Here is a 23,270-nt window from a genome sequence, read left to right on the forward strand (position 1 = left end):
TGAACGCGCGGCGCTCAGGCGCTCGCGCCGGCCGGCGCGACCGCGCGCACGTCGAGCGCGCTCTTCGGCAGCGGCTGCCGCGCGCGCGTTTCGAGCCAGAAGCGGTACAGCGTGTTCTTCGCCGCTTCGAGGCGGTAGTCGCTGCTCGCGCGCATGTCGGTGAGCGGCGCGTAGTCAGTGCCGAGCGCGAGCATCGCGGCCTGCGCGGTCGCCTCGTGCCATTCGGCGTCGCGCAGCACGGCTTCGGCCTGGAGCGCACGCTTCGGCGTCGCCGCCATGCCGCCGAACGCGATGCGCGGCTCGCGGATCGCGTCGCCGTCGGCGATGAACGAGAACGCCGCGCAGACGGCCGAGATATCCGAATCGAAGCGCTTCGACAGCTTGTAGGTACGAAACCGCAGGTTCGCGCGCGCACCGCCGCGCGCGGGCACCTTCAGGCCGACGACGAACTCGTGCCCGGCCATGTCCTTCTTCTGATACGCGAGGTACAGGTCTTCGAGCGGCATCTCGCGCTCGACGTCGCCGCCCCGCACGATCACGCGCGCGCCGAGCGCGATCAGCCCCGGCATCGAATCGCCGATCGGCGAGCCGTTCGCGATGTTGCCGCCGAGCGTGCCGGCGTTGCGGATCGGCAGCGACGCGAAGCGCTGCCACATTTCGGTCAGCTCCGGGTACTGCTTCGCGATCTCGGCATACGCTTTTTCGACGCTGACGCCGGCGCCGATCTCGATCCAGTCGTCATTGGTTGCGAGCTTTTGCAGCTCGGCGATCTGTCCGACGTAGACGAGGTCGCCGAGCTCGCGCATCTGCTTGGTGACCCACAGGCCGATGTCGGTGCTGCCCGCGAGCAGGCGCGCGGCCGGTTCCTGCTGTTTGATCCGCGCGAGCGCCGCGACCGTGCGCGGCGCGGCGAAGCGCTGGCCCGCGTGCTCGTACTGAAACGTGTCGCGGCGTTCGAGCGTCGCGAGCGTGTCGGCGAGCGCCTTTACGTCGACTGGCGCTCGCGGCGCGGGCGCGTCGAACATGCGCTCGGCCGCGTCGACGATCGGCCGGTAGCCGGTGCAGCGGCACAGGTTGCCGGTCAGCGCATTGCCGATCGCCTCGCGCGACGGCACCGTGCGGTTCGCGCAGCCATGCTCGTGGCCGTGCTTCTCGTAGAGCGCCCACATCGACATGATGAAGCCCGGCGTGCAGAAGCCGCACTGCGAGCCGTGGCAGTCCACCATCGCCTGCTGCACCGGATGCAGCGAGCCGTCCGGCTGGCGCAGGTCTTCGACCGTGAAGAGCGCGCGGCCGTCGAGGGTCGGCACGAACTGGATGCAGGCGTTGACCGCCTTGAACTCGACGCCGCCCGCCGGATTGCGCTCGCCGATCACGACGGTGCAGGCGCCGCAGTCGCCTTCGGCGCAGCCCTCCTTGGTGCCGGTGCAATGCGCGTCCTCGCGCAGATACTGCAGCACCGTGCGGGTGACGGGCGCGTCCTCGATTTCGCGGATCGCGTTGCGGTGATAGAAACGAATCGGCTCGGTCATGTCTCGGTGCTCTCGTCTGTTCCGTGTTCGCGCGGACACGCCGCGTCAATGGTTTGAAAGCTATCACCGTCAATAAACCTGACCCATAGCCTGAATCGCATGGGGGACATATTGTTCGCGCGATATGACCCGCCATTGATTCGTCCCATTTTTTAAGCAAACTCTGCAAGGGAATCGGTTCCATGGGAGAATCACGCCTTCCCGCCGAATTCAAGTCTCGTTTTCCCGATGTCCACCGACTCCGCGTCCGCCCGCAGCGAATTTGCGACGACCCTGCAGATCATTCCGGTCGTCTTTTTCACCTTTCTTTGCTACCTCGCGATCGGTATTCCGCTCGCGGTGCTGCCCGGTTATGTGCACGGCGACCTCGGCTACAGCGCGGTGCTGGCCGGCGCGGCGATCAGCGTGCAGTACCTCGCGACGCTCGCGTCGCGGCCGCTCGCGGGCCGCTCGGCCGATACGCTCGGGCCGAAGCGCACGGTGTCGATCGGTCTGCTCGGCTGCGGCGCGAGCGGTGTGCTGCTGTTGCTCGCCGCGCTGACCGGTCGCTGGCCGGGACTGAGCCTCGCACTGCTCGTGTGCAGCCGGCTCGTGCTCGGTTTCGGCGAGAGCCTGTGCGGCACCGGCGCGATCCTGTGGGGAATCGGCCGGGTCGGCACCTCCAACAACGCCCGCGTGATTTCGTGGAACGGCATCGCGACCTACGGGGCACTCGCGATCGGCGCACCGCTCGGCGTGATGATCTCGCGCTCGATCGGCTTTACCGCGCTCGGCATTCTGGTGATCGCGCTCGCGGGGCTCGGCTATTACCTCGCGCGTCTGATCGCGCCGGTGCCGGTCGTGCACGGCGAGCGGATGTCGTATCGCAGCGTGTTGACGCGCGTGCTGCCGCACGGTATGGGTCTCGCGCTCGGCTCGGCCGGCTTCGGTTCGATCGCGACCTTCATCACGCTGTTCTATGCGGCGAAGCACTGGCCGAATGCGGCGCTGTCGCTGACGCTGTTCGGCACGCTGTTCATCGGCGCGCGCCTGCTGTTCGCGAACACGATCAAGACCTACGGCGGCTTTCGTGTCGCAATCGCGTCGTTCTCGTTCGAATGCGCGGGTCTGTTGATGCTGTGGCTCGCGCCCGAGCCGCATATCGCGCTCGCGGGCGCCGCGCTGACCGGCTTTGGCTTCGCGCTGGTGTTTCCGGCGCTCGGCGTCGAGGCGGTCGGGCTCGTGCCGCCGGCGAGCCGCGGCGCAGCGCTGTCCGCGTACTCGGTGTTTCTCGATCTGTCGCTCGGCATTACCGGGCCGCTGGCGGGGTATATCGCCGGCGAGTTCGGTTACGGCTCGGTGTTCCTGTTTGCCGCGATCGCGGCTGCCGCGGCGGTCGTGCTGTCGACGGTGCTGTATCTGCGCAACGCGAAAGTAACCAGTCTGTCTACCGCGCAGTAAGCACTCGCAGTAAGCACTCGCAGTGAACGCGCGCAACGAACGCGCGGCGCTGACGCAAAGGCCGCGACGCGCAAAGTCTTCACGACGCGCGCCGCGGCCATTCGATCCCGCTGTCCATCCTCGCGGCTAATCTCTCTCCGCCGCCATCTCCTGCTTGATCGTCGTCTGCGCGCGCACCGCGATCTGGCCGTGATTGATTCGGCTCGACACGTTGTACACGCCGATCAGCATGAACAGCTCGGTGGCGGCCACCGAGCACGCGGTGCCGACACCGCCCCAGAGGTAGATGCTGATCGGTGCCTGCACCAGATGGAACAGCGCGCCGTAGATATAGATCCGCTTCAGCAACGACTGATTGCCCGACGCGATGATCGTCAGCATCACCTGGGTCGTCGTCATGCCGACGATCGCCGGCACGAACACGAGAATGCGCAAAATGCGGAACGTCTCGCCGAACGCCTCGCCGAGAAAACGTCTGACGAACCATTCGCCGAGCACCGTAAAGCCAACCAGAATCAGCACCGCCGACGCCGCGAACGCGACCATGAAGCCGCGGTTGACCTTGTGGATATAGGCGATGTCGTTGCGCTCGTAAGCGACGCAGATCTTCGGAAAGAACGCCTGGATGGCCGGCGCCGTGCACGCGCGTAGCGCGTTGGTGAGTCGCTCGGCCGCCACGTAATAGCCGACCGCGCCCGGGCCGCTGATCATGCGCAGCATGATCACGTTCGCGTACATGTACACGGACGTCAGCGCCGAACCGAGAAAGATGTGATACGCCTCTTTCGCCTCGGCCATCACGTCGGCCCAACTGACCCGCACGGTCAGCAGGATCTCGCGCTTCCAGATCAGCGCGCCCATCAGGATCACGCCGCACACGAAGGTCGGCGCATATTGCAAAGCGGCCGCGAGCATCACGTCGTCGCGAGTCCTCACGAACAGGAACAGCGGAATCAGCAGACCCACGCGCGTCGCGAGTAGCGTGCCCGCGAGCACCGGCAGGCGCTGTGTGCCTTCGTAGAAGCAGCCGGGCGTCAGCACGCCGCCCCAGATCACGAGCGAGCCCAGCAGCGTCGCACCGCGCTCCTGCGGCGACATGTGCGCGGCGAAGGCCCAGCCGACCAGCACCAGCGAGCACAGCAACGCGAGAATCGCGCGGCCGATCGTGGTCGACCAGTAGATGCGGTTCACGACCTCCGGGTTATCGATGTGCACCGCCACCTTGCGCGCGCTCGACAGGCCGAAGCCGAAGTCGACGATGACGAGAAGAATCTGCGAAATCGATTGCGCGTAACCGATCACGCCCAACCCGGCCGGCCCAAGTACGTGCGACAGATACGGCAACGTAACGAGCGGCAGCACGTAGTTCAGTGCGTACACCGAATACAGCGCGATGATGACGTTTCTCGTCGACACAATCGTCCTGTTTGCAGTAGGCGGTTAAAACTCAGGTCGAAAAAACGGAATACGACACGAAAGAAGGTTCACTTAGTGCGATATCGATCTTGTTGTAGCGATCGTCTTCGCCATTTGCGTTCAACACCGCGCTCTTCACCGCATTGCCGATCAGATTGCTTACCACGGTCTTGTAGTTGGCGTCGGTGGCGTCGGTTGCAAACAGGATTTCGGCGAGTAGAGCATGGCCGCGTGTAGCCGCGCGCAACACCACGCGGCCCGAGGTCGAGCGCAGCACGTTGATCGAGATGCGCGTCGTCTCCTGCGACACGGTCTGGTTTCCGCAATGCAGCGCCGCCGCGACGCCGCCGCGTTCGTAGCCGACGCCGAGATTCAGCGCATGCACGAGGCTCGCGTCCTTGCCGCCCGCGATCGCGCCGCCGCCCGGATACGCCTTGGCGTAACCGACGATCGTGTCACCCGCGCGATCGCCGAAATTGCCCTGAATCGTGATGCCGTCGAGCGGTGTGCTGCCCGGCGCGGTCGAACTGCCGTACACGAACTGCGGGCCGTCGCAGCCGGCGTTCTCGTCGTCCTGGCCGGGACGGTAGCGATTGCCGACGATCGTCGCCCCCTGCTGGTAATCGATCTGGATGTGGCAACTCTGACCGGGCGGCACATCGAGGTACGACGGATGGCCGCGCGTCGAGAATTTCCAGCGGCCGATCTTGCCGTCGCCGCCGCAACCGTTGCGCGAGAAGTAATTGCCGTTCACCACCTTGCCCCAGTTGCCGCTCTTCATATAGACGCCGGCAAAGCCATTGCGATCGAACACCGCGCCGACGATCAGCGACTCCGCGCCGAGAATCACGCCGTATCGCGCGTTCCATTCCCAGCGCCCGCCGATCACCTGCCAGAAGTTGTCGACGATATCGGCGCCGGCCGTATGGCAGAACATGCCGATGCAATTGATCAGCGAGCCGTCGGTGTGCTCGGTCGCGTAGAAGCCGCGCTCGCACATGTACGCATAGCAGCGCTCGAGCGTCGAGGTGACGCCGAGTTCGTAGCCCGCGCGCGAAAAACCGATCGCCGTGCAACGACTAGCCCCGGCCGACGTACCGAAGTGGATGCCGATCGCCGTGTTGCCGGTGTGCGCCGGATAGTTGGCGAGGTAGTAGATGACCTTGTCGTAATGCGCGGGCCGCACCTGCACATGCTCGACGAACGCCGAGTCGCCCAGCGTCAGCGCCGCCGACCTCGGGCCGCCCGAGTCCTGTCTCTCCAGCACGGTCGCCGCCATCGCGATGTCGGTGATCACCACGTATTCGCCGCCGCCGTCGCCGCGCAGTCTCGAGCCGTTCGCGGTGGCCAGGTCGCCGGTGTAACGCCAGATGCCGCGCGGTAGATACAACCCGCGCGCACCGCTCGCGAACGCTTCCCTGAGTTCAGCGCCGCAGTCGTAACCGGACGCGCCGCGCTGGATCGCCGCCAGCCGGTGCGGATCGACGAAGCGCGCGACGCTGACCTCGAGTCCCGCGACGATATCGCTGAGCGTCTTCAGATAGCTCGGCGCAACCGGTTCCGATGCGGCACGCTCGGGCACGGACGCGGCGACGCGCAGGATGCCGCCGGCGCCGTCGTCCGCGCCGTTACCCATACTCGCGAACGCGCCGCGCTCGCGCGGCGCGTGCCCCGTCGCGCGCGCGATGCCGAAATCGGCTGTGCTTGCACTGGCCCCGGCCAGGCCGCCGAGCAGGAACGTCTTGAGCGCCTGTCGCCGGGTTTTCATCTAGCCTTCCCCCATTGCGTTACTCCGTTCTTTTTTCACGTCGAGACATCGACAGGCATCAGTCCACCGTGATGCTTTGCCCCTGCTCGGCGGCCGCCGGACGCGCGCTCACGGTCATGGGGACCGGCACCGCACGCGCCTTCGCGCTGCGACTCAGGCCCTGCACGCCTGGCGGTCTGAACAGCGGCACACGATACTTGCGGCTGAAACGCCACAAGCTGTTCATATGCCGGCGCCCCGCCTTGCTCAGGAAGCCCGCTGCCGACGCACGCTGATGCTCGTGCGTGAGTCGCGCGCCCGGCACGCACAGCACGCGGTAGCCCGCCTGCCAGATGCGCGCGCAAAAATCGACGTCCTCCATATAGAGAAAGAAGTGCTCGTCCATGCCGCCGAGTTCGCCGAATAGCGCGCGCCGCACGATAAAGCCCGTGCCCAGCACCCAGTCGGCCTCGAACGGCGTGCCCGCGGCCCACGCTTCGCGCATCATGTGGTTGTCGATGCGGCGCTTGAACGCGCCGAGCCGCCCGAGCGGCGAACGCCGGCCGAGTATGTCGAGCACCGAATAAAAGCGCCGCGCGGAAAACTGCCGCTCGCCATCCGGATAGACCAGATCGAGGCCGACGAGGCCGACATCCTTCTCCGTTCTGAACAACTGCACCGCGTTTTCGAGCGATGTATCGACGAAATAGGTGTCCGGGTTCAGCACGAGCACGAGTTCGCGCAGACAACCGACCATGCCGAAATTGACGCCGGCTCCGAAGCCGCGATTGATCGACGTTTTGACGAGCCTCACTCCCGTCGGAAGCGTCTCCCTCAGATAGGAAAACGAATTGTCGGGTGAAGCGTTGTCCACCACGACGATGTCCTCCTTATCCGCAATCGAAAGTTCTAGTACGGAGCGCACGCAATTTCCGACCAGTTTTGGCGTGTTGTAATTGACGATCACCACGCTAAACATCCCCTTCAGGTTCATCCCCACCTCCTGCTTTACATCTGGTGTTCGTGGAATTACCCCCAAACACGGCTTTCTGGTTCTTGCACCTTGCTTCGCGCTGTTCGCGCGCACTACCGACTACCCACTTGCTCGTCCGCGCGATGCAGACGATCTGGAACGCACTGCCTTGTGGTTCGCTACGTGCTGTTTGCACGCGGTCCGCCCACGTAATCGAACACTGGCAATGTCATCAGGATGAAGACAAACGGAATCACTTCGATCGATTGATAGAAGAGCGTCTGAAATAAAGCGGCCCACATGCACAACGAAATCCGGCTCGCGCTGCTCGCGAGTTTCGTCACCGATATCAGCACGCCGTAATAGAAGATCGCGCCCATCAGGCCGATATTCAGAATCTGCTGCAGCACGCTCGATTCGACGACGCCGAACTCCTGTTTCACCGGCTCGGGTGCCGAGTTCGTGACGAGCCCAAAGTACGTGCCGGCGATCACGTTGACCGGCAATACGAGCGACTTGGCCTTTTCCCATGCTTCGGTGCGGCCGTCGTTGCCGTCCGATTGCAGATCGGTCGCGCCTATGATCCGTTCGGTGCCGACGTTGACGACACTATCGTTCTGACTGCTCACCGCGACGCCGAAGATCATGATCGCCATCGTCGCGAACACGGTGGCAACGATCAGTTTCGCGTTTCTCGTGATGAACTGGATCGGCGCCTGCAGGAACGCGAGCCCAAACGTGCCGAGAATGATCAGCATGCCGCTGCGCGACAGCGCCGAGAAAATCGCGAAGCTGAGCACCGCGCACGCGAGGCCCGACAGCACGTTCTTGCGCACCAGATAGTCGACGCCGCACAGCGACGCGGCAATCGCGACGAACAGCGGGTAGTGCAGATAGCTGCCGGTCAGCGACGGCGCGCGCAGATTGTCGAAGCCGTACGTCGCGCCGGGCAGATCGATCGGGAAGACGTTCTGCTGCTGCGCGAGCGCGACACCCGCCTCGATCAGCGCGATCAGCACGAGCCCCGCATAGGCGACGCGCGGCTGCACGAAGCGCCTCTGATAGTTCGAGATCGCGTAGAAGTAGATGAACAGCGTGAAGATGAAGACGAACAGATAGGACGGCCCGAACTCACCGGTGAGCGCGAGCGTCGCGACGATCGACAGCCCGGTCGAGAACAGCATGCCCACGAGGAAGCCGAACGACAGGCGTCCTTCGTCGCGGAAGTAAGCGGCGATCGCCGTCGGCGAGATGTACCACACGAGCAGCCCGACGATACCGCCGACCTGGATCAGATAGGCGGCGTCCTTGCCGATCAGATACTCGAGCACGCCGCGCGAGGCACACAGCACGACGGCCAGCAGATAGGCGATGGTTGCGATCATGGCGTCAGGCCTGATACGCCACGGAGGCGTTGACGTTGACCGGATCACCGCGGTAGATGCGTTCGATCACGTCCTGGAACTCATCGATTTCGCAGACGTTGAGCAAGGTGCCGTCGTGCTCGACGCCTTCCGCGCCGAGCGGCGTCGAGACGACCGGCAGTTTCGCCGCGAGCATTTCGAGCGTCTTCAGCTTGACGCCGGCGCCCGACAGCAGCGGCACCACGCCGATATCGGCGGACTCGAAGTACTTGCCCGGATTTTCGACGAAGCCGGTCACGCAAATATCGTCGCCGTTCAGGCGCTTTACGCGGTCGCTCGGATCGGAGCCGACCACGAACAGCTTCAGTTGCAGGCCGCGCCGGCGCAGCGGCAGAAAAATCGTGTCGACGAAATTGAGCAGCGCCTCTTCGTTCTCACGGCGTTGCATCGCCCCCCAGAACAGGATGTTGCCTTTCTCGACCGTGTCTTTCGAGCGCCGCACTTCCTTCAGAAACGCCGGCAGTGAGATCGGCACGACCTGCAACGTGCCGACCCCGGGGTACAGGCCGTTGATCAGCTGCGCGTCCTTGCTGGACAGCACGAGCACCTTGTCGGCCAGCTTCAGCAGACGCTGCTCGAGCATGAAGGTCTGCCGGGTGAACAGCCATCCTTCGATGGACTTGACGCGCAATATGACCTGGATCTGCAAGTCATGCGCGCACATCACGATCTTCACGCGGTCGTGGAAACGCTCGCGCAGATTCTGGGCATACGCAAAGCATTGCGAGAACTCGAGCCGCACGGTGTCGTATCGGTTCCTGTCGACGAGCTCGCAGAGGAACTTGCCGATCGCGGGCTTATAGCGCGAGAACAGGCGCGGTGAAAAAGTCAGCGGATTCGCGAGGAACGACGGAATCAGGTCGAACCGGCTCACGTACTGGATGTACACGTTGCGCACGTTCGCGCGAAACTCGATGGCTTGTTCGTCGACCGGCACGCGCGACACGATCAGCACGTCGAGCTCAGATTCCGCGCTCAGTTTGATCAGGTAGTCGTAGGCCAAACGGTGGCCAGCTTGCGGCGCGTTTTTCTGAGGCAGAAAAGGCGTGACAAATAGCTGTTTCATCCGGGTAGTCCCTTGCCTGTACGGTATGCGCTCGGCAGGCGCGGCCGTAAGATCCCTTCGCATTGCCATGTTGCTGTTCTGATCGGTCCAGTCGGGCGCGACGCCCCGCACCGCGGGCGCGTCGCGAACCAGGCGCCCGGGCTTATCTGTCGTACGGTTTGTAGATGTAGGCCGCGTAGCGATAGCGTCCGTAGCCGTAGCTGTAGCGTCCCGGCCGCATCCGCAGTCCGTTCATGATCACGCCGCGCACCGGCAGGCCGACCTTCTGCATCTGGCGGACCGACTCACGCAGCTCGCCGATGCCCGTGACACCCTGACGCGCGACGAAGAACGTCGTACCTGCCACGCAGGCGAGCCGGACCGCATCCGCGGCGAGCAGCACCGGCGGTCCGTCGAGCAGCACGACGTCGTAGCCGGTCGCGACCTGGCGCAGCACCGCTTCGAGCCGTGTGTTCGACAGCACGTCGCTCGGGCTCGCAACCTGGCGGCCGCTCGCGATGAAGTCGACACCCTGGAAACGGGTCGCGCGAATCAGCTCTTCGGGACGGTACGCGCCCTGGATCAGATCGGTGAGGCCAGGACCGCGATCGCCGCCGAGATGCCGATGCAGGAAGCCGCGACGCAGGTCGCCGTCGATCAGCAGGACGCGCTTGCCGGTCGCACCGATTACCGCGGCGAGATTGAGCGACACGAACGACTTGCCGATGCCCGGCGTCGGGCCCGTGATCAGCACGATATGGTTGCGCGCCTTGGTCATCGTGAATTCGAGCGCGGTGCGAAAGCCACGCAGACTTTCGATGGCCGGATCGATCACCGCTTCGCCCGCGAGCACGAGCGCCTTCGATTCCGGACGGCGACGGCTGTGCGCGAACCGCTCTTCCTGACGGCTGAACGGCACGCTCGCGTAGACCGGCAAACCGGTGCGCAGCTCGACTTCGTACGGATCGTCGATCGCGTCGAACAGACGCTGACGCACGAGCGCGATCACCGCGCCGACGAACACGCCCAGCATCAGCGCGCCGATGATGATCAGCAGCGGCTTGGGCCGCACCGGCGTATCGGGCGCGACGGCGCCGTCGACGATGCGCACGTTGCCGGACTTACCCGCCTTGATCAGCTTCAGCTGTTCGAGCGTATTACGCAGCGACGTATCGAGCTCGGTGCCGACCTGCACGTCGCGCTGCAGGCGCAGCACGTTCTGCTCGAGCGGCGGCAGCGATTGCGTCCGGCTCGCGAGATCTTTCGCTTCCTGTTGCGCCGCATGCAACTGCGCGTTGACCGACTGCACGGCCGGATGCTGGTCGGTGAAGCGCGTCAGCAGTTCATTGCGCTTCTGTTGAAGTTCCGCGAGCCGCGTCTGCGCCTGAACCGACAGTTGCAGCAGGTTGGTCGCTTCCTCGCCGAGATCGACGGTGCCATGCTTCGCGCGGAAGTCGTTGAAGCGCGTTTCCGAAGCGGAAAGCTGCTGGCGCATTTCCGGAAGCTGTATTTCGAGGAAACGGATCGAACGCTCCGCTTCCTCGGATTTGCGCTTCAGGTTCTGGCTCACGTATTCGCCAGCGATGGTCGCGAGAATCGCGCTGATCTTCTTCGGATCGCTACCTTCGAGCGACACGCCGAGGATGTCCGATTCCTTGCCTTTTTCCGAGATCGTCAGTTCCTTGCGCAGCTTTTCGGTCGTCGTCAGCGCGGACTGGCGCCGCACTTCGAAGGTCGCGCCGGGATTCGCCTCGATCCGGTCGACGACGAGCGTGAGCGGCCCGTAGTTGGTCGTCGCGCTCAGCGGTTGGCCGACCGTGCCTTCGAGCTTCAGCTTGCCGTATTGCAACTCGTAGCTCGATCCCTCGCCCATCTTCAGCACGAACGGACGGTCGAATAGCTCTTCGGGGACGTCGAATTTCGACACCGTGATGCGCTCGTTGCCGTACACGTAGCCGTGCGGTCCCGGCGTCGAGAGGTGATCGGAATGACGGGCGAGCCAGCGGCCGAACAGCGGGAAGTAGCGCGGCGCCGCTTCGATGTCGAGATTGAGCTTGTCGACCGCGCGGCCCACCACCATGCGCGAGCCGATCACCTGTGCCTCGCCTGACGTCGCGGTCTTCACGTCGAACATCGCGGACACGTCGCCGATCACGCTCCTGGACGAGGTACCCGCGTTCTCCTCGACCTGCACCAGAATGTCCGCGCGATACACGGGTTGGGAGAACACCGAATAGGCGATGCCGAGCGCGACCGCGATGGCCGTCGTGATGGCAATCAGCTTGCGATTGTCGTACAGCGCATCCAGATAATTCGCGAAGCCTGCCGGCGCATGTTCGCTGTTGTTGTTCCGGCTATCGAATGGTGCACTGCTTTGGTTCATGCGAGTTCTCCCAAAGTCTCGACGGTTTGCCACTTGTTCTTGGCGCCGGGACCGGCACGTCGCCGCATCCAGTCACGCCTGTGTCCAGCGAGCTGACCGCCTCGATCGGACGGGGGTAGCTGATTTACGCCACATCGGCTACCTTTGTGTGTAACAGCGCCTATGCGAGGTCGGCTCTTTTCCCTAACATCGCACCACATGCTTTCTTACGGATCCCGAAATGAAAAAACTTCTTGCCGCCGTAATGCCCGTATTGCTGAGCGCCCAGGTGGGTTACGCCCAGAGCATCGTGTCCGCCGCCTCTTCGTCTTATGCGCCGAGTTATGTCGCCAAACACTCGCAACTCGACGCGATGACGCCTCATGCGGCCAGTTCCACCACGCTCTACGGCTCCTCGTCGGATTTCGCGTACGCCAAAAGGAACCGCTATGTCGCGCCCAACGTGTACACCCAAACCAAAAACAGCCTTCCGAAGCAGAAACGTACAAGCGTTGCACAGCCTGTCCGCGGCAAGAACTCAGCGGACCCCTACGGCAGCGATTTGTGGAATTCAGACCAGACCTACGCGTCTCCCGAGACCGCCGATCCGTACAGCGTGCGCTGAGCTGTAGCGCATCACCGTCTGGACCCCCCGTATCGCCGATGTGGCCGCTTGCGGCCACATTCCTGTTTGGTTTGAACTGACTGCCGGGCCCGGTCGCGAAGATTCCCCGATTAGCCGCGTCTCGTCCGCCGTTTTTCCACGCAAACGCTCACGACATGCACATGCTTTTGTTCTGATGAGTCTGGCTTTTTCGCCGACCCATTGAGCCGGTCATCGCCAACTCCGCGCCGTCACCGCGGCTTCGTTTACTCTGTCGAGCCACGCGCTTCAGCGCTCGATAAAATGCCTTTCCTTGGCGATCATAATATTCAGAGAGCCCGTCCTTACAACGTTCGGCAGCGCACACAAAAGCCGATTGCTACAGGATTGCTTCAGACAAATCACGCGATAAAAAACACGTGTTTAAAGCGACGATAACGGCACGGATATACACGCCGTTTGCCACAATCAGCGCCGACTATTTTCAGGGCACCGGACGCGGATTATCCGCATAGCGCGCGCGACGGCGCGACGGCGCGACGTGCGTCGAACTTTCGCCGATGTGCATGATTTCAGCCAGACGCCGCGCGTAATGCTCGGGCAGATATTCTTCGACGTCGTACTTTCTGTGCTCATCGGCCAGATGAATGGCGAGTTCGCCGAGCGCCTGTTTCAGACTGCCCGGATCGAACCTGAACTTGATCTTGTTGCCGACCGATTCCGCGGTCACCGCCATGCTGCCGCCATCGCGAACCAGCACCGGCAGACCGAGCATCGCCGCCTCGATCACGACAAGCGGCGCGTTCTCCGCGCCCACCGACGGCACGACCACCGCATCGGCGAACTCGCGCACGGCGGGAAACAACTGCTGCTGCGGCATCGTGCCGAACAGGATCAGCTTGCGCTGTGCGATCAGCGACGCGTAGCGCTGCTCGATCGCCGCGCGGTCCGGGCCGTCGCCGTACACGCCGATGCAATTGATGCGCTCGAAGCCCGTCGCCTCGCAGAGCGTCAGAAATTGCAGCAGGCCTTTCTCCGGCGAGATCCGTCCGACGAACGCGATGTTGAAGCGCTCCTTGTCACGCACCGTGACGATTGGCATCGCGCTCGGCACCGCCGACGGATTGTGCACGATGACCGTATTCTCGATGCCGACGCGATGCAGCGCCTGCTGCATGAACAGGCTCGGGCACAAGATCCTGTCGAACACGCGCGCGGGCTGATAGGCCGCGCGCACCGCGTGCCACCACGCCTTCGTCATCAGATCGTGCACGAGGCCCTTCGGCGTCGGCCGCAACGTGAAGACCGCGCGCGTGCGCAGCACGTCGAGCGGCAGAATGATCGGACGCTTATCCTTGTCGAAGTACTGCAGCGACGGGTTGTAGTAGACGAGGTGATAGTCGTGGCAGGTGTGATACGCGCGATAACCGAACTGACGCTCGTGCCGCGCGATCACGCTGAGAATCGAAGGCGACAGCACGTTGTGGTAGTTGTGCACCATCAGCCGATGCGGCCGGAAACGATGCAGCGCCTTTTCGAGCGCGCGCGCGGCGGTCGTGTTCCAGGAGCGCGACAGCATCGTCGAGCGCGCGGAAAACTGGCTATCGTCGAAACGCTCGACCTCGACGCCGGGCAGCGTGCCCAACAGCTCGGCCGATTGTTGATAGACCACTTCCGCGCCGCCCATGTGCGCGTAATCGTTGATCACCAGTACCCTGCAGCGCTGCATGTCCCCTCCTGTCGTATGCCCCTCGTGCCGTCTCGCGAAAAACCCGGACGGCGTTGCCCGGACGAATCGCTTCGTCCAGACGCTCCCTCTGTTCAAAACTGCGGAAACTTGCCGCGCCAGCCTCCACCCTCGCGCAGATAGCGCAGAAACAGCGCAATGCCGCTCAATTGCGCCGCGAAGCGCAGCGTCGATGCCGCATCGTCGATGATGATCGTGCGCAGCCGGTACGGATCGGTGTGCTGATCGTTCCAGCCGATGTCGCAGGTGCGCGCGGTTTTGAAGCCGGCGGCCCGCACGAACGCCACTTCGCGTTCGCCGTAATTGCCGTTCGGATACGCGAAGTGCTCGCACGGTTGTTGCAGCAGCGCCGCGATCTCATGGCGGCTATCGCGGATTTCGGCCTCGCTTTCAGCGTCGCTGCAATGCGTGAGGATCGGATGGAAGCGCGTATGCGCCTGGAAGTCGATGTGCTCGCGCATCGCCTGCATCGCTTCGATCGACAGGCCGGTCGGCCGGTCATCGCCGTCCTGCTGGTAGCCTTGGGCCGCCAGCGCGGCGAGGCGCTCGTCGTTCGTCATCCGCTTCAGACGTTCATGGCCGACGCGCAGCGAGCCCGGATGCAGCCACCAGTGACTGCGCGGCCGTCCGACTATGCGGCTGCACAGGAAGATCGTCGGGCGCACGTTGTGCTTGATGAACACCGGCAACAGCTTCGCGTTGCCCGCGTGGCCGTCGTCGAGCGTGATCGCCACGCGTGGCCGGCCGCGGCCGGGCGCGCTGACGTCGGTCAACGGCACGAACTCGCACAGCTTGCCGAGATAAGTCAGGTGACGGTCGAGCGTGTCCGGATCGGGATCGTGATAAAGCAGCACGGCCACGCGATCGCGCCACAGCACCTTGCGCGTGAACCACGCGAGACCCGAAATCAAGACGAAGCCCGCGAGCATCTCCTTCACGAGCATCTTGTAGCGCTTCATGCGGCGCCCGCGGTAGCTGTCGGACAAGTGCGAGCGCGCAGGCGCGCCCGTTGCCTGGGTTTTATTCACCTGAGCGCTCCGGCATGGGTGCATGGGCGACGGGCCACGTGCGTTGCCGTGCACCCGCTTTCAACGAACCGATAATGTGCCGCGCCACGGTCGGCGACGCGTGCTTGGTTCCATAGACGAAGCGCATCACGGGCCCGAAGCTGTGCGCGCACGCGGGTCCGATCACATAGAGGCCGCGCACGCGCGTTTCGTAGTGCGACGTCAGGTCGGGCATGCCGCCCTGATTCGAAATCGCGTCGGCCAGATCTTTGGACAGGAACGCGTGCTGCCGCATGTCGGTTTTGAAACCGGTCGCGGCGATCACGTGATCGGCGCTCACCCGCGCTTGCTTGCCATCGCTCAGCACGTTCAGTACGACGCGGTCGTTTTCGATCGCCGCGGAGCGCACCACGGTGCGATGCGAGATCTGCACCTTGCCGACCACGCGATCGTGCAGCCACCACGCGCCGGACGCGCCGTACGTGTGCTCCATGATCTGCTTGCGGCGTCGCGGGTCGAGCATGTGGAACACGCCGGGAAACTCGGACAGGAACAGCGAGCGCCAGCCGCGCCCCAGTCCCGCGTCGGGCCCCTTGATGCGCGACAGGATGTTGCGGCCGCCCTGCGGCCGCTCGTGCCACACCACGCTGCTCTCGCGCATCAGCACGTGCGCGCGCGCGCCGAGTTCGTTGAGCAGCGCGGACAGCCCGAGCGCCGACTGCCCGCCGCCGACGATCGCAATGTCCTTGCCGCGCGCCCACTCGAGGTTCCCATACAGCTCCGAATGCGACGCATATTGCGCCGGCAAGTCCCGCAGCGCCGGCGGGGTTTGCGCGAAGGCCTTCAGGCCGAGCGCGATCACGACTCTGCGCGCGGCAAGCGAGCGGCCGTCGCTGAGCGACAGCTGGAACTGATCGCCGACGCGGCGCAATGCGAGCACGTCGACCGGCTGGATTTCGCCGACCAGATTCGCCTGGAACCACAGCCCGTACTCGACGAAGGTTTCGAGCGTCAGCGCCATGCCGAGCGGTTGGTAAGGCAGCCCTGTCAGGCGGCAGTAGTCTTCGACGGTAAAGCCGCTGCGCGGCGCGTGCAGGCTCGACGCGAAAGCCTCGGAGCGCAGCAGCATGCCGGGCGGCATGTAGTTGCGCCACGCTCCCATCGGTTCCCCGAGGATCTGGTGATCCACGCCGGCGGCCTTCAGATGCGCGGCAAGAGATGACCCGTAGGGCCCCGCGCCAATGATGATGGTATCGGTCAAAGACATGCTGGTCTCCAGGGGAACGGCTTTCGTTGCCAGCGTCAGGCTTTGGCCTGACGCGACTCGGGCGCCCTGATCGCTTTTTTCCAGCTGCGCTTCATGCGTCGCAGCGGATTCATCACGACATAGTGCTGCAACGCCGGGAGCGGATCGTTCCAGCGGAAATAGCCATCGAAAATTTTCGTGCGCTCGCTCAGCAATTCGGGCGGCGGCCGGTCGGAAAACGTCGCGCGCCACGCGACCGGTTGCCGGCTCAGGCGCTCGACGGGCAATGGCAGGCCGAGTTCATGGCGGTACGCGGCAAGCGGAATGTTGACGCCGCACAGCGTCGCGATTTCCTCCTGCCAGTCCGTGCGGCCGACCGTGGGCTCGACCATCACGAACTCGTTGTAGTTGTCGTCCCACTTGTACTCGATGCTGCCCATGCCGTCGAAACCGGCCAGCTCGGCGAAGCGCCGCGTCAGCGGTTCGAGCGTCCCGCGCGCTTCGGGCGCGGCCACGCAGATCGCGGTATTGCCGACACCCGGCGGCGAGCTCAACACCTTGCGGCCGGTGAACATGCTGACCATGTTGCCGTCGGCGCCGCGATAGAACAGCGTGAAGTGGATGTTGCTGTCAGGCCCCTCGATCCACTCCTGCGCGATGATGCCGCCCGGCGTCGCGAGCATCGCGATAGCGCGATCGCGTGCATGCTGCAGCGTGTCGACGCGCACCGCGCGTTCTTTCTCGCCGCGCAGCACGTTGCGCTTGTCGTCCGGTTTCAGCACGCACGGGTAGCGCAATTCGGCCAGCCTTTCCATGTCGGCAAGCTTGTCGAGCACGACCGAGCGCGGCACCGGAAAGCCATGCCGCTGCGCGAATTCGTGAAAGCGCGCCTTGCTCGACAACATCTTGACGGTGTCGTCGGCCGGCAAGCGGAACCGATACCAGTGCGACAAAGCCGCCCGATTTTCCGACACCGCATGCACCGCGTCTTCGTCGGTCAGAATCAGAACTGGCAGACGATCGAACCGCTTGCCGAGTTCGATCATTTCATCAACGAATATTTTCCCGACAAAACTCTTTACCTGATGCGCATGAACGTGTCGGCACCACGTCGCCGCGCGGGTCCTCGTATCGACTGCGATAACCGGAACGCGGGCCTGCGCGAGCGACCGCGCCACCCCCAGTCCGTTCAACTCTGCTCCAACGATAACCCCTGCCGATTGACCTGAGTCGTATGCGCTCGACATAGTGTTGATATCCTTGCTTCGTACGTGCGCGGACCCTCGAAGACAGGCTTCGAGACTCCACGCGATCGAATTATCGAATCGGATAGAAATCCTTTTTTGTCGCCTCGCGGGGGCGCTTTGGCGTTAAAGCTTGGTTCCGGCGGCATGCATGCATGAGCGCGGCAGGCACGTCCTGGCACGCGCCGTGTGTCGAATCATGGTCTTGCGATTTACCGCAGCATGAGCATTGCGCTGCTCTTGCCTTGACCTACTTTACGTTTCGGCCTGATCCCGATACGTGCGCCGGCGCACAGAGAACAATAGAAAGTAAGAAAGGAAGAAAACCCTTTAGAAAGGCGCAGAGCCTTATTCCGTAAGGGTTTCGGAGATTTCTCCATTGTTATGTAAAAAGGTTGCGAAGCATTAATTTATTGCAACGCAATAATGGCGGGAAAAAACTTTCTAATGGGACTATAAAGTGCTGGATCGCACAAAAGATACGCGCTGCGAATGCTATTCGTAGCGCATCGGAAAAATGCTTATTTACCTTCGCTCAAGCCGCGCTCGAGCGCCGCGACACCCGCCGGCAGATCGACGTTGACGCCGAGATCGACCATCGTGCGGCCCAGCGCATGCACGGTGCGAAACAGGTTGTGCTCGCGGCACTGTTCGCCCATCTGGCCGATACGCACGATCGGCAGACCGAACGAGCCGGAGATTTCCACCTGATGCTGCCGCGAGATATGCGCGCAGACGTCGGTGGGACTGAGGCCGTCCGGCACTTCGATGCCGACCACCGAATTCAGGCGGCAATTCTCCGGCGCATACAGTTGCAGGCCCATCGCGGTGACGCCTTGTTGCAACGCGAGCGAGCATTTCAGATGGCGCGCGAAGCGCTTCTCCAGCGTCTCCGCGCAGACGAGCCGCAGCGCCTCGTGCAGCGCGAGCACGCCCGACACCGGCGCCGTGTAGTGATACCCGGCGTTGTGCCAGAAGTTTTCCGCCAGCGACGCATCGAGGCACCAGTGCGTATTGGGCATCGTGCGGCCTTTGACGCGCGCCCAGGCCGCGTCTGAAAACGCAATCAGCGACACGCCCGGAATCGATGACAAGCCCTTCTGGCCGCCGGTGATCACCGCGTCGATGCCCCAGGTATCCATGTCGAGCGGCATCGTGCTCAGCGTGCAGACGGCGTCGACGATCACGAGCGCGCCCGCTTCCTTCGCAAGCGCGGCGATGTCTTTCAGATGATGATTCCACACGGTGTTCGAGGTCTCGCCCTGCACGACCGTGACGACCTCGGGGCGCTCGCGGCGCAGCGCGTCGGCGATCTGGTCGAGACTCGCGACCGTGCGGTCCGCAACTTCGAGCATGCTCACGCGCGCGCCGACGCGCCGGCCCATTTCGCCCATGCGGTCGCTGAAGAAGCCGTTCTTGATGCACAGCATGCGCGTGCCTTCCCACGCGAGATTGGAAATCGCCATCTCCATCGCGCCCGATCCCGGTCCCGCGACGCCGAGCACCCACTTCGACTGCGTCTGGAACACGTAGCGCGCCATCGTTTTCACCTGGTTCACCACCTTCGCCATCGTGCCGCCCAGATGGTTGATCACGATCGCATTGGCCTTCGCGACCGCGGCGGGAATCGGCACGGGGCCGGCGCCCATCATCAGCAGCGGTTCTTCGGGAAGGATGGCGTCGAGCGATTCGACAATCGGACAGGGGACGGACGAAGCAACGGTAGTGGAGGTTGAAGTCGGCATGATCGGTATATGAATGTGAAGCGCAAAGGAACGAACGGCCTCGCGGCAGGCACGCCGCTCGAGGCCGTTCGTCCGATCATTCACCGAACCGCGCGATCGCGCAAGTTTTTTGGCCAGCGTAGCAGGCCGCTAAGCGCGACCGGCGCCCGTGGCCGGTCGCGCGTGAGTCACTTCATCACCTTTGTCTTGTCGAGCTTGCTGCCGGTTGCCGCGTTGTAGCGCTCGACATAGTCCTCGATCAGCCTGCGCATCGCGCGACCGATCTTGCGATAGTCCGACTCGTTCAGGTTGGCGAGCGACACACGCCCCGACGGATGCTGCGTGCCGAAGCCGCGGCCCGGCAGCAGCACCACGCGCGCCTCGCGCGCGAGCCGGAACAGCAGCTCGGACGGCTCGGTGTTCTTCAGCAGCCAGTCGACGAACTCGCGCCCGAAGGCTCTTTCACCGAGGAATTCGATGTCCACGATCGTGTAGTAGTCGACCTTGTTCGGATCGTCGTCCTCGAACGCGATGCCCACTTCCTCGTACAGAGCCTGCTTGCGCTTACGGATCAGGCGCTTCAGCGCGTTCTTGTACGCGTCGGGCGTGTCCATCAGCGAGAACAGCGAGAACAGCACCATCTGCACCTGCTGGGGTGTCGACAGCCCGGCCGTGTGATTGAGCGCGACTGTGCGGCTATCGGCCACGAGCCGGTCGATGAACTTCAGCTTGTCCGGCTCGGTCGTGATCGACTCGTAACGATGGTGCAACTCCTTCTTCACGTCCGCCGGCAGTTCGCCGATCAGCTTGTCGAGCACGTTGTCGCGATGCGTCGCGACCGCGCCGAGACGCCAGCCGGTCGCGCCGAAATACTTCGAGTACGAGTAGACGAGGATCGTATTCTTTGGCGCGAGCGCGAACAGCGAAACGAAGTTGTCGGCGAACGTGCCGTATACGTCGTCGGTCAGCAGGATCAGATCGGGCCGATCCTTGACGATGCTGGCGATGTGCTCGAGGCTCGCGTCGTCGATCTTCACCGACGGCGGGTTGCTCGGATTGACGAGGAAGAACGCCTTCACTTTCGGATCACGCAGCTTGTCGAGCTCCTTCTTCGAGTATTGCCAGCCGCTCGCGACGTCGGCTTCGAGATTGACCACGTTCAGCTGATAGTCGTTGAGCCGCGGAATCTCAATGTACGGCGTGAAGATCGGCATGCCGAGCGCGATCGTGTCGCCCGCCTTGATCAGGTGATTCTCGCGCATCGTGTTGAAGATGTAGGTCATCGCCGCGGTGCCGCCTTCGACCGCGAAGACGTCGAACTCGCCGATGAACGGATGCCTGCCGATCATCTCGCGGCGCAGATACTGGCCGACGATGATTTCCGACAGCTTCAGCATCCGGTCCGGCACCGGGTAATTCGACGCGAGAATGCCCTCGCACATCTCATACAGAAAGTCGGTCCCGGACAGCCCGAGCTGATCGCGCACGTACGACACCGCGCCGCGCAGAAAGTCGATGCCGGGGACGCCCCGGTTCTCGCGCAGAAACAGGTCGAAGCGCTCTGCGAGTCCGTCGCGGCGCGGAAAACCGCCGACGCCTTCCGGCATGTACGCGAACGAGCGCTCGGACTCGCGCATCGCGAACAGGCCGAGTTGCCAGAAGCCGTGGCGGGGGATCGTCGCGAGAAAGTTCGGGTTGCCGCGGCCCGCGTTCAGCATCGCGAGGTTGGCGGCCCGCTCGACCGCGCCGCCGCCGGCGGCCTTGATCAGTTCGTCCTTCAGTTCGAACGGGCTCAGCGCGGCAAGACCCGCGTCCACGCTCGAGCGTTTCTTGTCGCCCTTCTCTTTTGCCATGATGCGTTCTCCAGTGAAGAGGTGAAACACGCCGGCGTGGCGAGGGGTCCCGATTGCGGCCGGCTATAGAGATCGATACCGAACTGCGTTCGACAACAGTGCGGCAAACGCGCGCTAAACGTGCAATCAGCCGCTACACGAGCCCGACCACCAGCGGCCCGAGCAGCGTCAGCGCGACGTTCGCGATCGCATAGGTGATCGCGAACGGTACGGTCGGCACCGCGCTTTCGGCCTTGTCGAGCACGCCGCCGAACGCCGGGTTGGCGCTGCGCGAGCCGGACAGCGCGCCGGCCAGAAGCGCCGCGTTGTTGTAGCGCAGTACGTAGCGGCCGAACAGCATCGTCAGCAGCAGCGGGAACAGCGTGACGAATACGCCGAGCAGGAAGATGGTCACGCCGCTCTGCTTGACCGTGACGACCGCCTGCAGACCCGAATTCAGACCGACCACCGCGACGAACGCGGCGAGCCCGAAGTCCTTCAGCAGTTGCGAGGCGGCCGACGGCATCACGCCGTACATCGGATACTTGCCGCGCATCCAGCCGAACAGCAGGCCCGCCAGCAGACAACCGCCGCCCGAGCCGAGCGTGAGCGGCACGCCGCCCACCTTGACGACGATCAGCCCGATCAGCAGACCGATCACGAGGCCGACGCCCATGTAAATGAAGTCGGTCTTGTTGCTGTACGGCAGTTCGTAGCCGGCGGCTTCGACCGCGCGCTTGGTGTCTTTCGGCGAGCCGTAGAAGGTGATCACGTCGCCGTGCTGCAGTTCGGTTTCGGGCAGCACCGGCAGCGGCTGCCCGGCGCGCGAGATGCTCTGGACGTAGACGCCGTGCCGCGTGTCGCGATCGATCAGTTGGCGCGCGGCCGCGATCGTCGTGTGATTCATGCCCTTGCGCGTGAACACGCCCTCGCGCGTTTGCATCACCACGCCGATGTCCTCGGCGTCGCCGACCTCGTTGCCTTTCGCGCCGAACGCGACGACCGCCTCGCGTCGGCCCACGACGAGCACGATGTCGCCGGGTTGCAGCACGAAGTCGGGCTTCGGCTCGATCTGCTGGCCGCCGCGCTTGATGCGCTCGATCGTCAGGCCTTCCCCGTGCAGCGACTCGACCGCCTGCACGCTCTTGCCGGCGCTGAAGTCGATCCGGTACGCGCGCCCGATCAGTTCGGGCAGCGCGGACACCTGCCCCGGCCCGCCCGTCGGCGCACCCGACGACAGCTCGCGCTCCGCCTCGATCGACGCTTCGCGCAAGCCCTGTCCCATGAACTTCGGCAGGATGTTCACGCATACGATGATCGCGCCGAGCGAACCGAACACGTAGGTGACCGCGTACGCGATCGCGACGTCCGACTGCAGCGATTTGACCTGATCGGCGGGCAGGCCGAGCCGCGCGATCGCGTCGCCCGCCGTGCCGATGATCGCCGACTGCGTGAGCGCGCCGCCCGCGAGCCCGGCCGCGAGCCCCTTGTTCAGATGGAACAGCTTCGCGCACACCACCACCGTGATCAGCGCGCTGACCGCGAGAAACACGGCCATCGCGATCTCACGCAGCGTCTTGCGGTTCAGCGAATTGAAGAAACCGGGCCCGGAGTCGTAGCCGACCGCGTAGATGAACACCGCGAACATCACCGCCTTCACACCGTTGTCGACCGTCACGCCCGCCTGGCTGATCACGACTGCCGCCAGCAGCGAGCCGCCCACGCCGCCCAGCTGGAACTTGCCGAAGTTGATCTGCCCGATGAAATAGCCGACCGCGAGCGACAGGAACAGCGCCATCTCCGGTGACTTGTGAAAGATGTTGTGTAGCCAGTCCATCGTGCCCTCGCTGAGTGGTTGCCGGGTTCATTGGCGAGACCCGGTACGAGTACGGCGCGCGCCTGTGCCGCGCGAGCGCCTGATTTGCCG

Annotated in this window: 16 protein-coding genes; 2 read left to right on the forward strand and 14 right to left on the reverse strand. The window is 63.9% G+C overall.

Annotated elements, in window-relative coordinates:
* Positions 1 to 14: 14 nt before the first annotated feature.
* Positions 15 to 1,532 (reverse strand): xanthine dehydrogenase small subunit, encoded by a 1,518-nt coding sequence (gene xdhA / locus OKW30_RS15245; RefSeq protein ID WP_429347030.1) that lies wholly within the window; start codon positions 1,530 to 1,532, stop codon positions 15 to 17.
* 228 nt (positions 1,533 to 1,760) lie between these two features.
* On the opposite strand from xdhA, the gene OKW30_RS15250 reads away from it, so the two are divergent.
* On the forward strand, positions 1,761 to 2,972 hold the full coding sequence (locus OKW30_RS15250; protein WP_184055477.1) for an MFS transporter: 1,212 nt from the start codon (positions 1,761 to 1,763) through the stop codon (positions 2,970 to 2,972).
* 126 nt (positions 2,973 to 3,098) lie between these two features.
* On the opposite strand, the gene OKW30_RS15255 is transcribed toward OKW30_RS15250, so the two are convergent.
* From OKW30_RS15255 to OKW30_RS15280, 6 genes are all read right to left on the reverse strand, one after another.
* On the reverse strand, positions 3,099 to 4,388 hold the full coding sequence (locus OKW30_RS15255; protein ID WP_429347031.1) for an oligosaccharide flippase family protein: 1,290 nt from the start codon (positions 4,386 to 4,388) through the stop codon (positions 3,099 to 3,101).
* Between the two features lie 31 nt (positions 4,389 to 4,419).
* Entirely contained in the window at positions 4,420 to 6,156 is a 1,737-nt protein-coding gene (locus OKW30_RS15260) for a hypothetical protein (RefSeq protein ID WP_429347032.1), read from the reverse strand.
* A gap of 58 nt (positions 6,157 to 6,214) precedes the next feature.
* Positions 6,215 to 7,129: a glycosyltransferase family 2 protein gene (locus tag OKW30_RS15265; protein WP_090803220.1), complete on the reverse strand. Its 915-nt coding sequence runs from the start codon at positions 7,127 to 7,129 to the stop codon at positions 6,215 to 6,217.
* A 158-nt stretch (positions 7,130 to 7,287) separates the two neighbouring features.
* A complete protein-coding gene (locus OKW30_RS15270; RefSeq protein ID WP_184034284.1) occupies positions 7,288 to 8,493 on the reverse strand; it encodes a hypothetical protein in 1,206 nt (401 codons plus the stop codon).
* 4 nt (positions 8,494 to 8,497) lie between these two features.
* Positions 8,498 to 9,598 (reverse strand): glycosyltransferase, encoded by a 1,101-nt coding sequence (locus tag OKW30_RS15275; RefSeq protein WP_184074243.1) that lies wholly within the window; start codon positions 9,596 to 9,598, stop codon positions 8,498 to 8,500.
* A 142-nt stretch (positions 9,599 to 9,740) separates the two neighbouring features.
* On the reverse strand, positions 9,741 to 11,960 hold the full coding sequence (locus tag OKW30_RS15280) for a GNVR domain-containing protein (RefSeq protein WP_184074244.1): 2,220 nt from the start codon (positions 11,958 to 11,960) through the stop codon (positions 9,741 to 9,743).
* Between the two features lie 220 nt (positions 11,961 to 12,180).
* Here OKW30_RS15280 and OKW30_RS15285 point away from each other — a divergent pair, with 220 nt between their 5' ends.
* Positions 12,181 to 12,564, forward strand: coding sequence for a hypothetical protein (locus tag OKW30_RS15285; RefSeq protein WP_184074245.1), 384 nt, complete (start codon positions 12,181 to 12,183; stop codon positions 12,562 to 12,564).
* Positions 12,565 to 13,027: 463 nt separating this feature from the next.
* Here the strand turns inward: OKW30_RS15285 and OKW30_RS15290 are convergent, their stop codons facing one another.
* From OKW30_RS15290 to aspT, 7 genes are all read right to left on the reverse strand, one after another.
* A complete protein-coding gene (locus OKW30_RS15290; protein WP_429347033.1) occupies positions 13,028 to 14,272 on the reverse strand; it encodes a glycosyltransferase in 1,245 nt (414 codons plus the stop codon).
* Between the two features lie 92 nt (positions 14,273 to 14,364).
* Positions 14,365 to 15,249 (reverse strand): polysaccharide deacetylase family protein, encoded by an 885-nt coding sequence (locus tag OKW30_RS15295; RefSeq protein ID WP_184034642.1) that lies wholly within the window; start codon positions 15,247 to 15,249, stop codon positions 14,365 to 14,367.
* Between the two features lie 61 nt (positions 15,250 to 15,310).
* Positions 15,311 to 16,564, reverse strand: coding sequence for an FAD-dependent oxidoreductase (locus tag OKW30_RS15300; RefSeq protein ID WP_429347034.1), 1,254 nt, complete (start codon positions 16,562 to 16,564; stop codon positions 15,311 to 15,313).
* Between the two features lie 35 nt (positions 16,565 to 16,599).
* Entirely contained in the window at positions 16,600 to 17,589 is a 990-nt protein-coding gene (locus OKW30_RS15305; protein ID WP_429347035.1) for a carboxylate--amine ligase, read from the reverse strand.
* Between the two features lie 719 nt (positions 17,590 to 18,308).
* Positions 18,309 to 19,532 (reverse strand): pyridoxal-phosphate-dependent aminotransferase family protein, encoded by a 1,224-nt coding sequence (locus OKW30_RS15310; RefSeq protein WP_429347036.1) that lies wholly within the window; start codon positions 19,530 to 19,532, stop codon positions 18,309 to 18,311.
* Positions 19,533 to 19,699: 167 nt separating this feature from the next.
* Positions 19,700 to 21,364, reverse strand: coding sequence for a bifunctional aspartate transaminase/aspartate 4-decarboxylase (locus tag OKW30_RS15315; protein WP_429347037.1), 1,665 nt, complete (start codon positions 21,362 to 21,364; stop codon positions 19,700 to 19,702).
* A 133-nt stretch (positions 21,365 to 21,497) separates the two neighbouring features.
* On the reverse strand, positions 21,498 to 23,180 hold the full coding sequence (gene aspT, locus OKW30_RS15320) for an aspartate-alanine antiporter (RefSeq protein WP_429347038.1): 1,683 nt from the start codon (positions 23,178 to 23,180) through the stop codon (positions 21,498 to 21,500).
* Positions 23,181 to 23,270: the final 90 nt, after the last annotated feature.

Origin of the sequence: Paraburkholderia sp. Clong3, assembly GCF_050436485.1 — a bacterium.
Classification (GTDB): domain Bacteria; phylum Pseudomonadota; class Gammaproteobacteria; order Burkholderiales; family Burkholderiaceae; genus Paraburkholderia; species Paraburkholderia tuberum.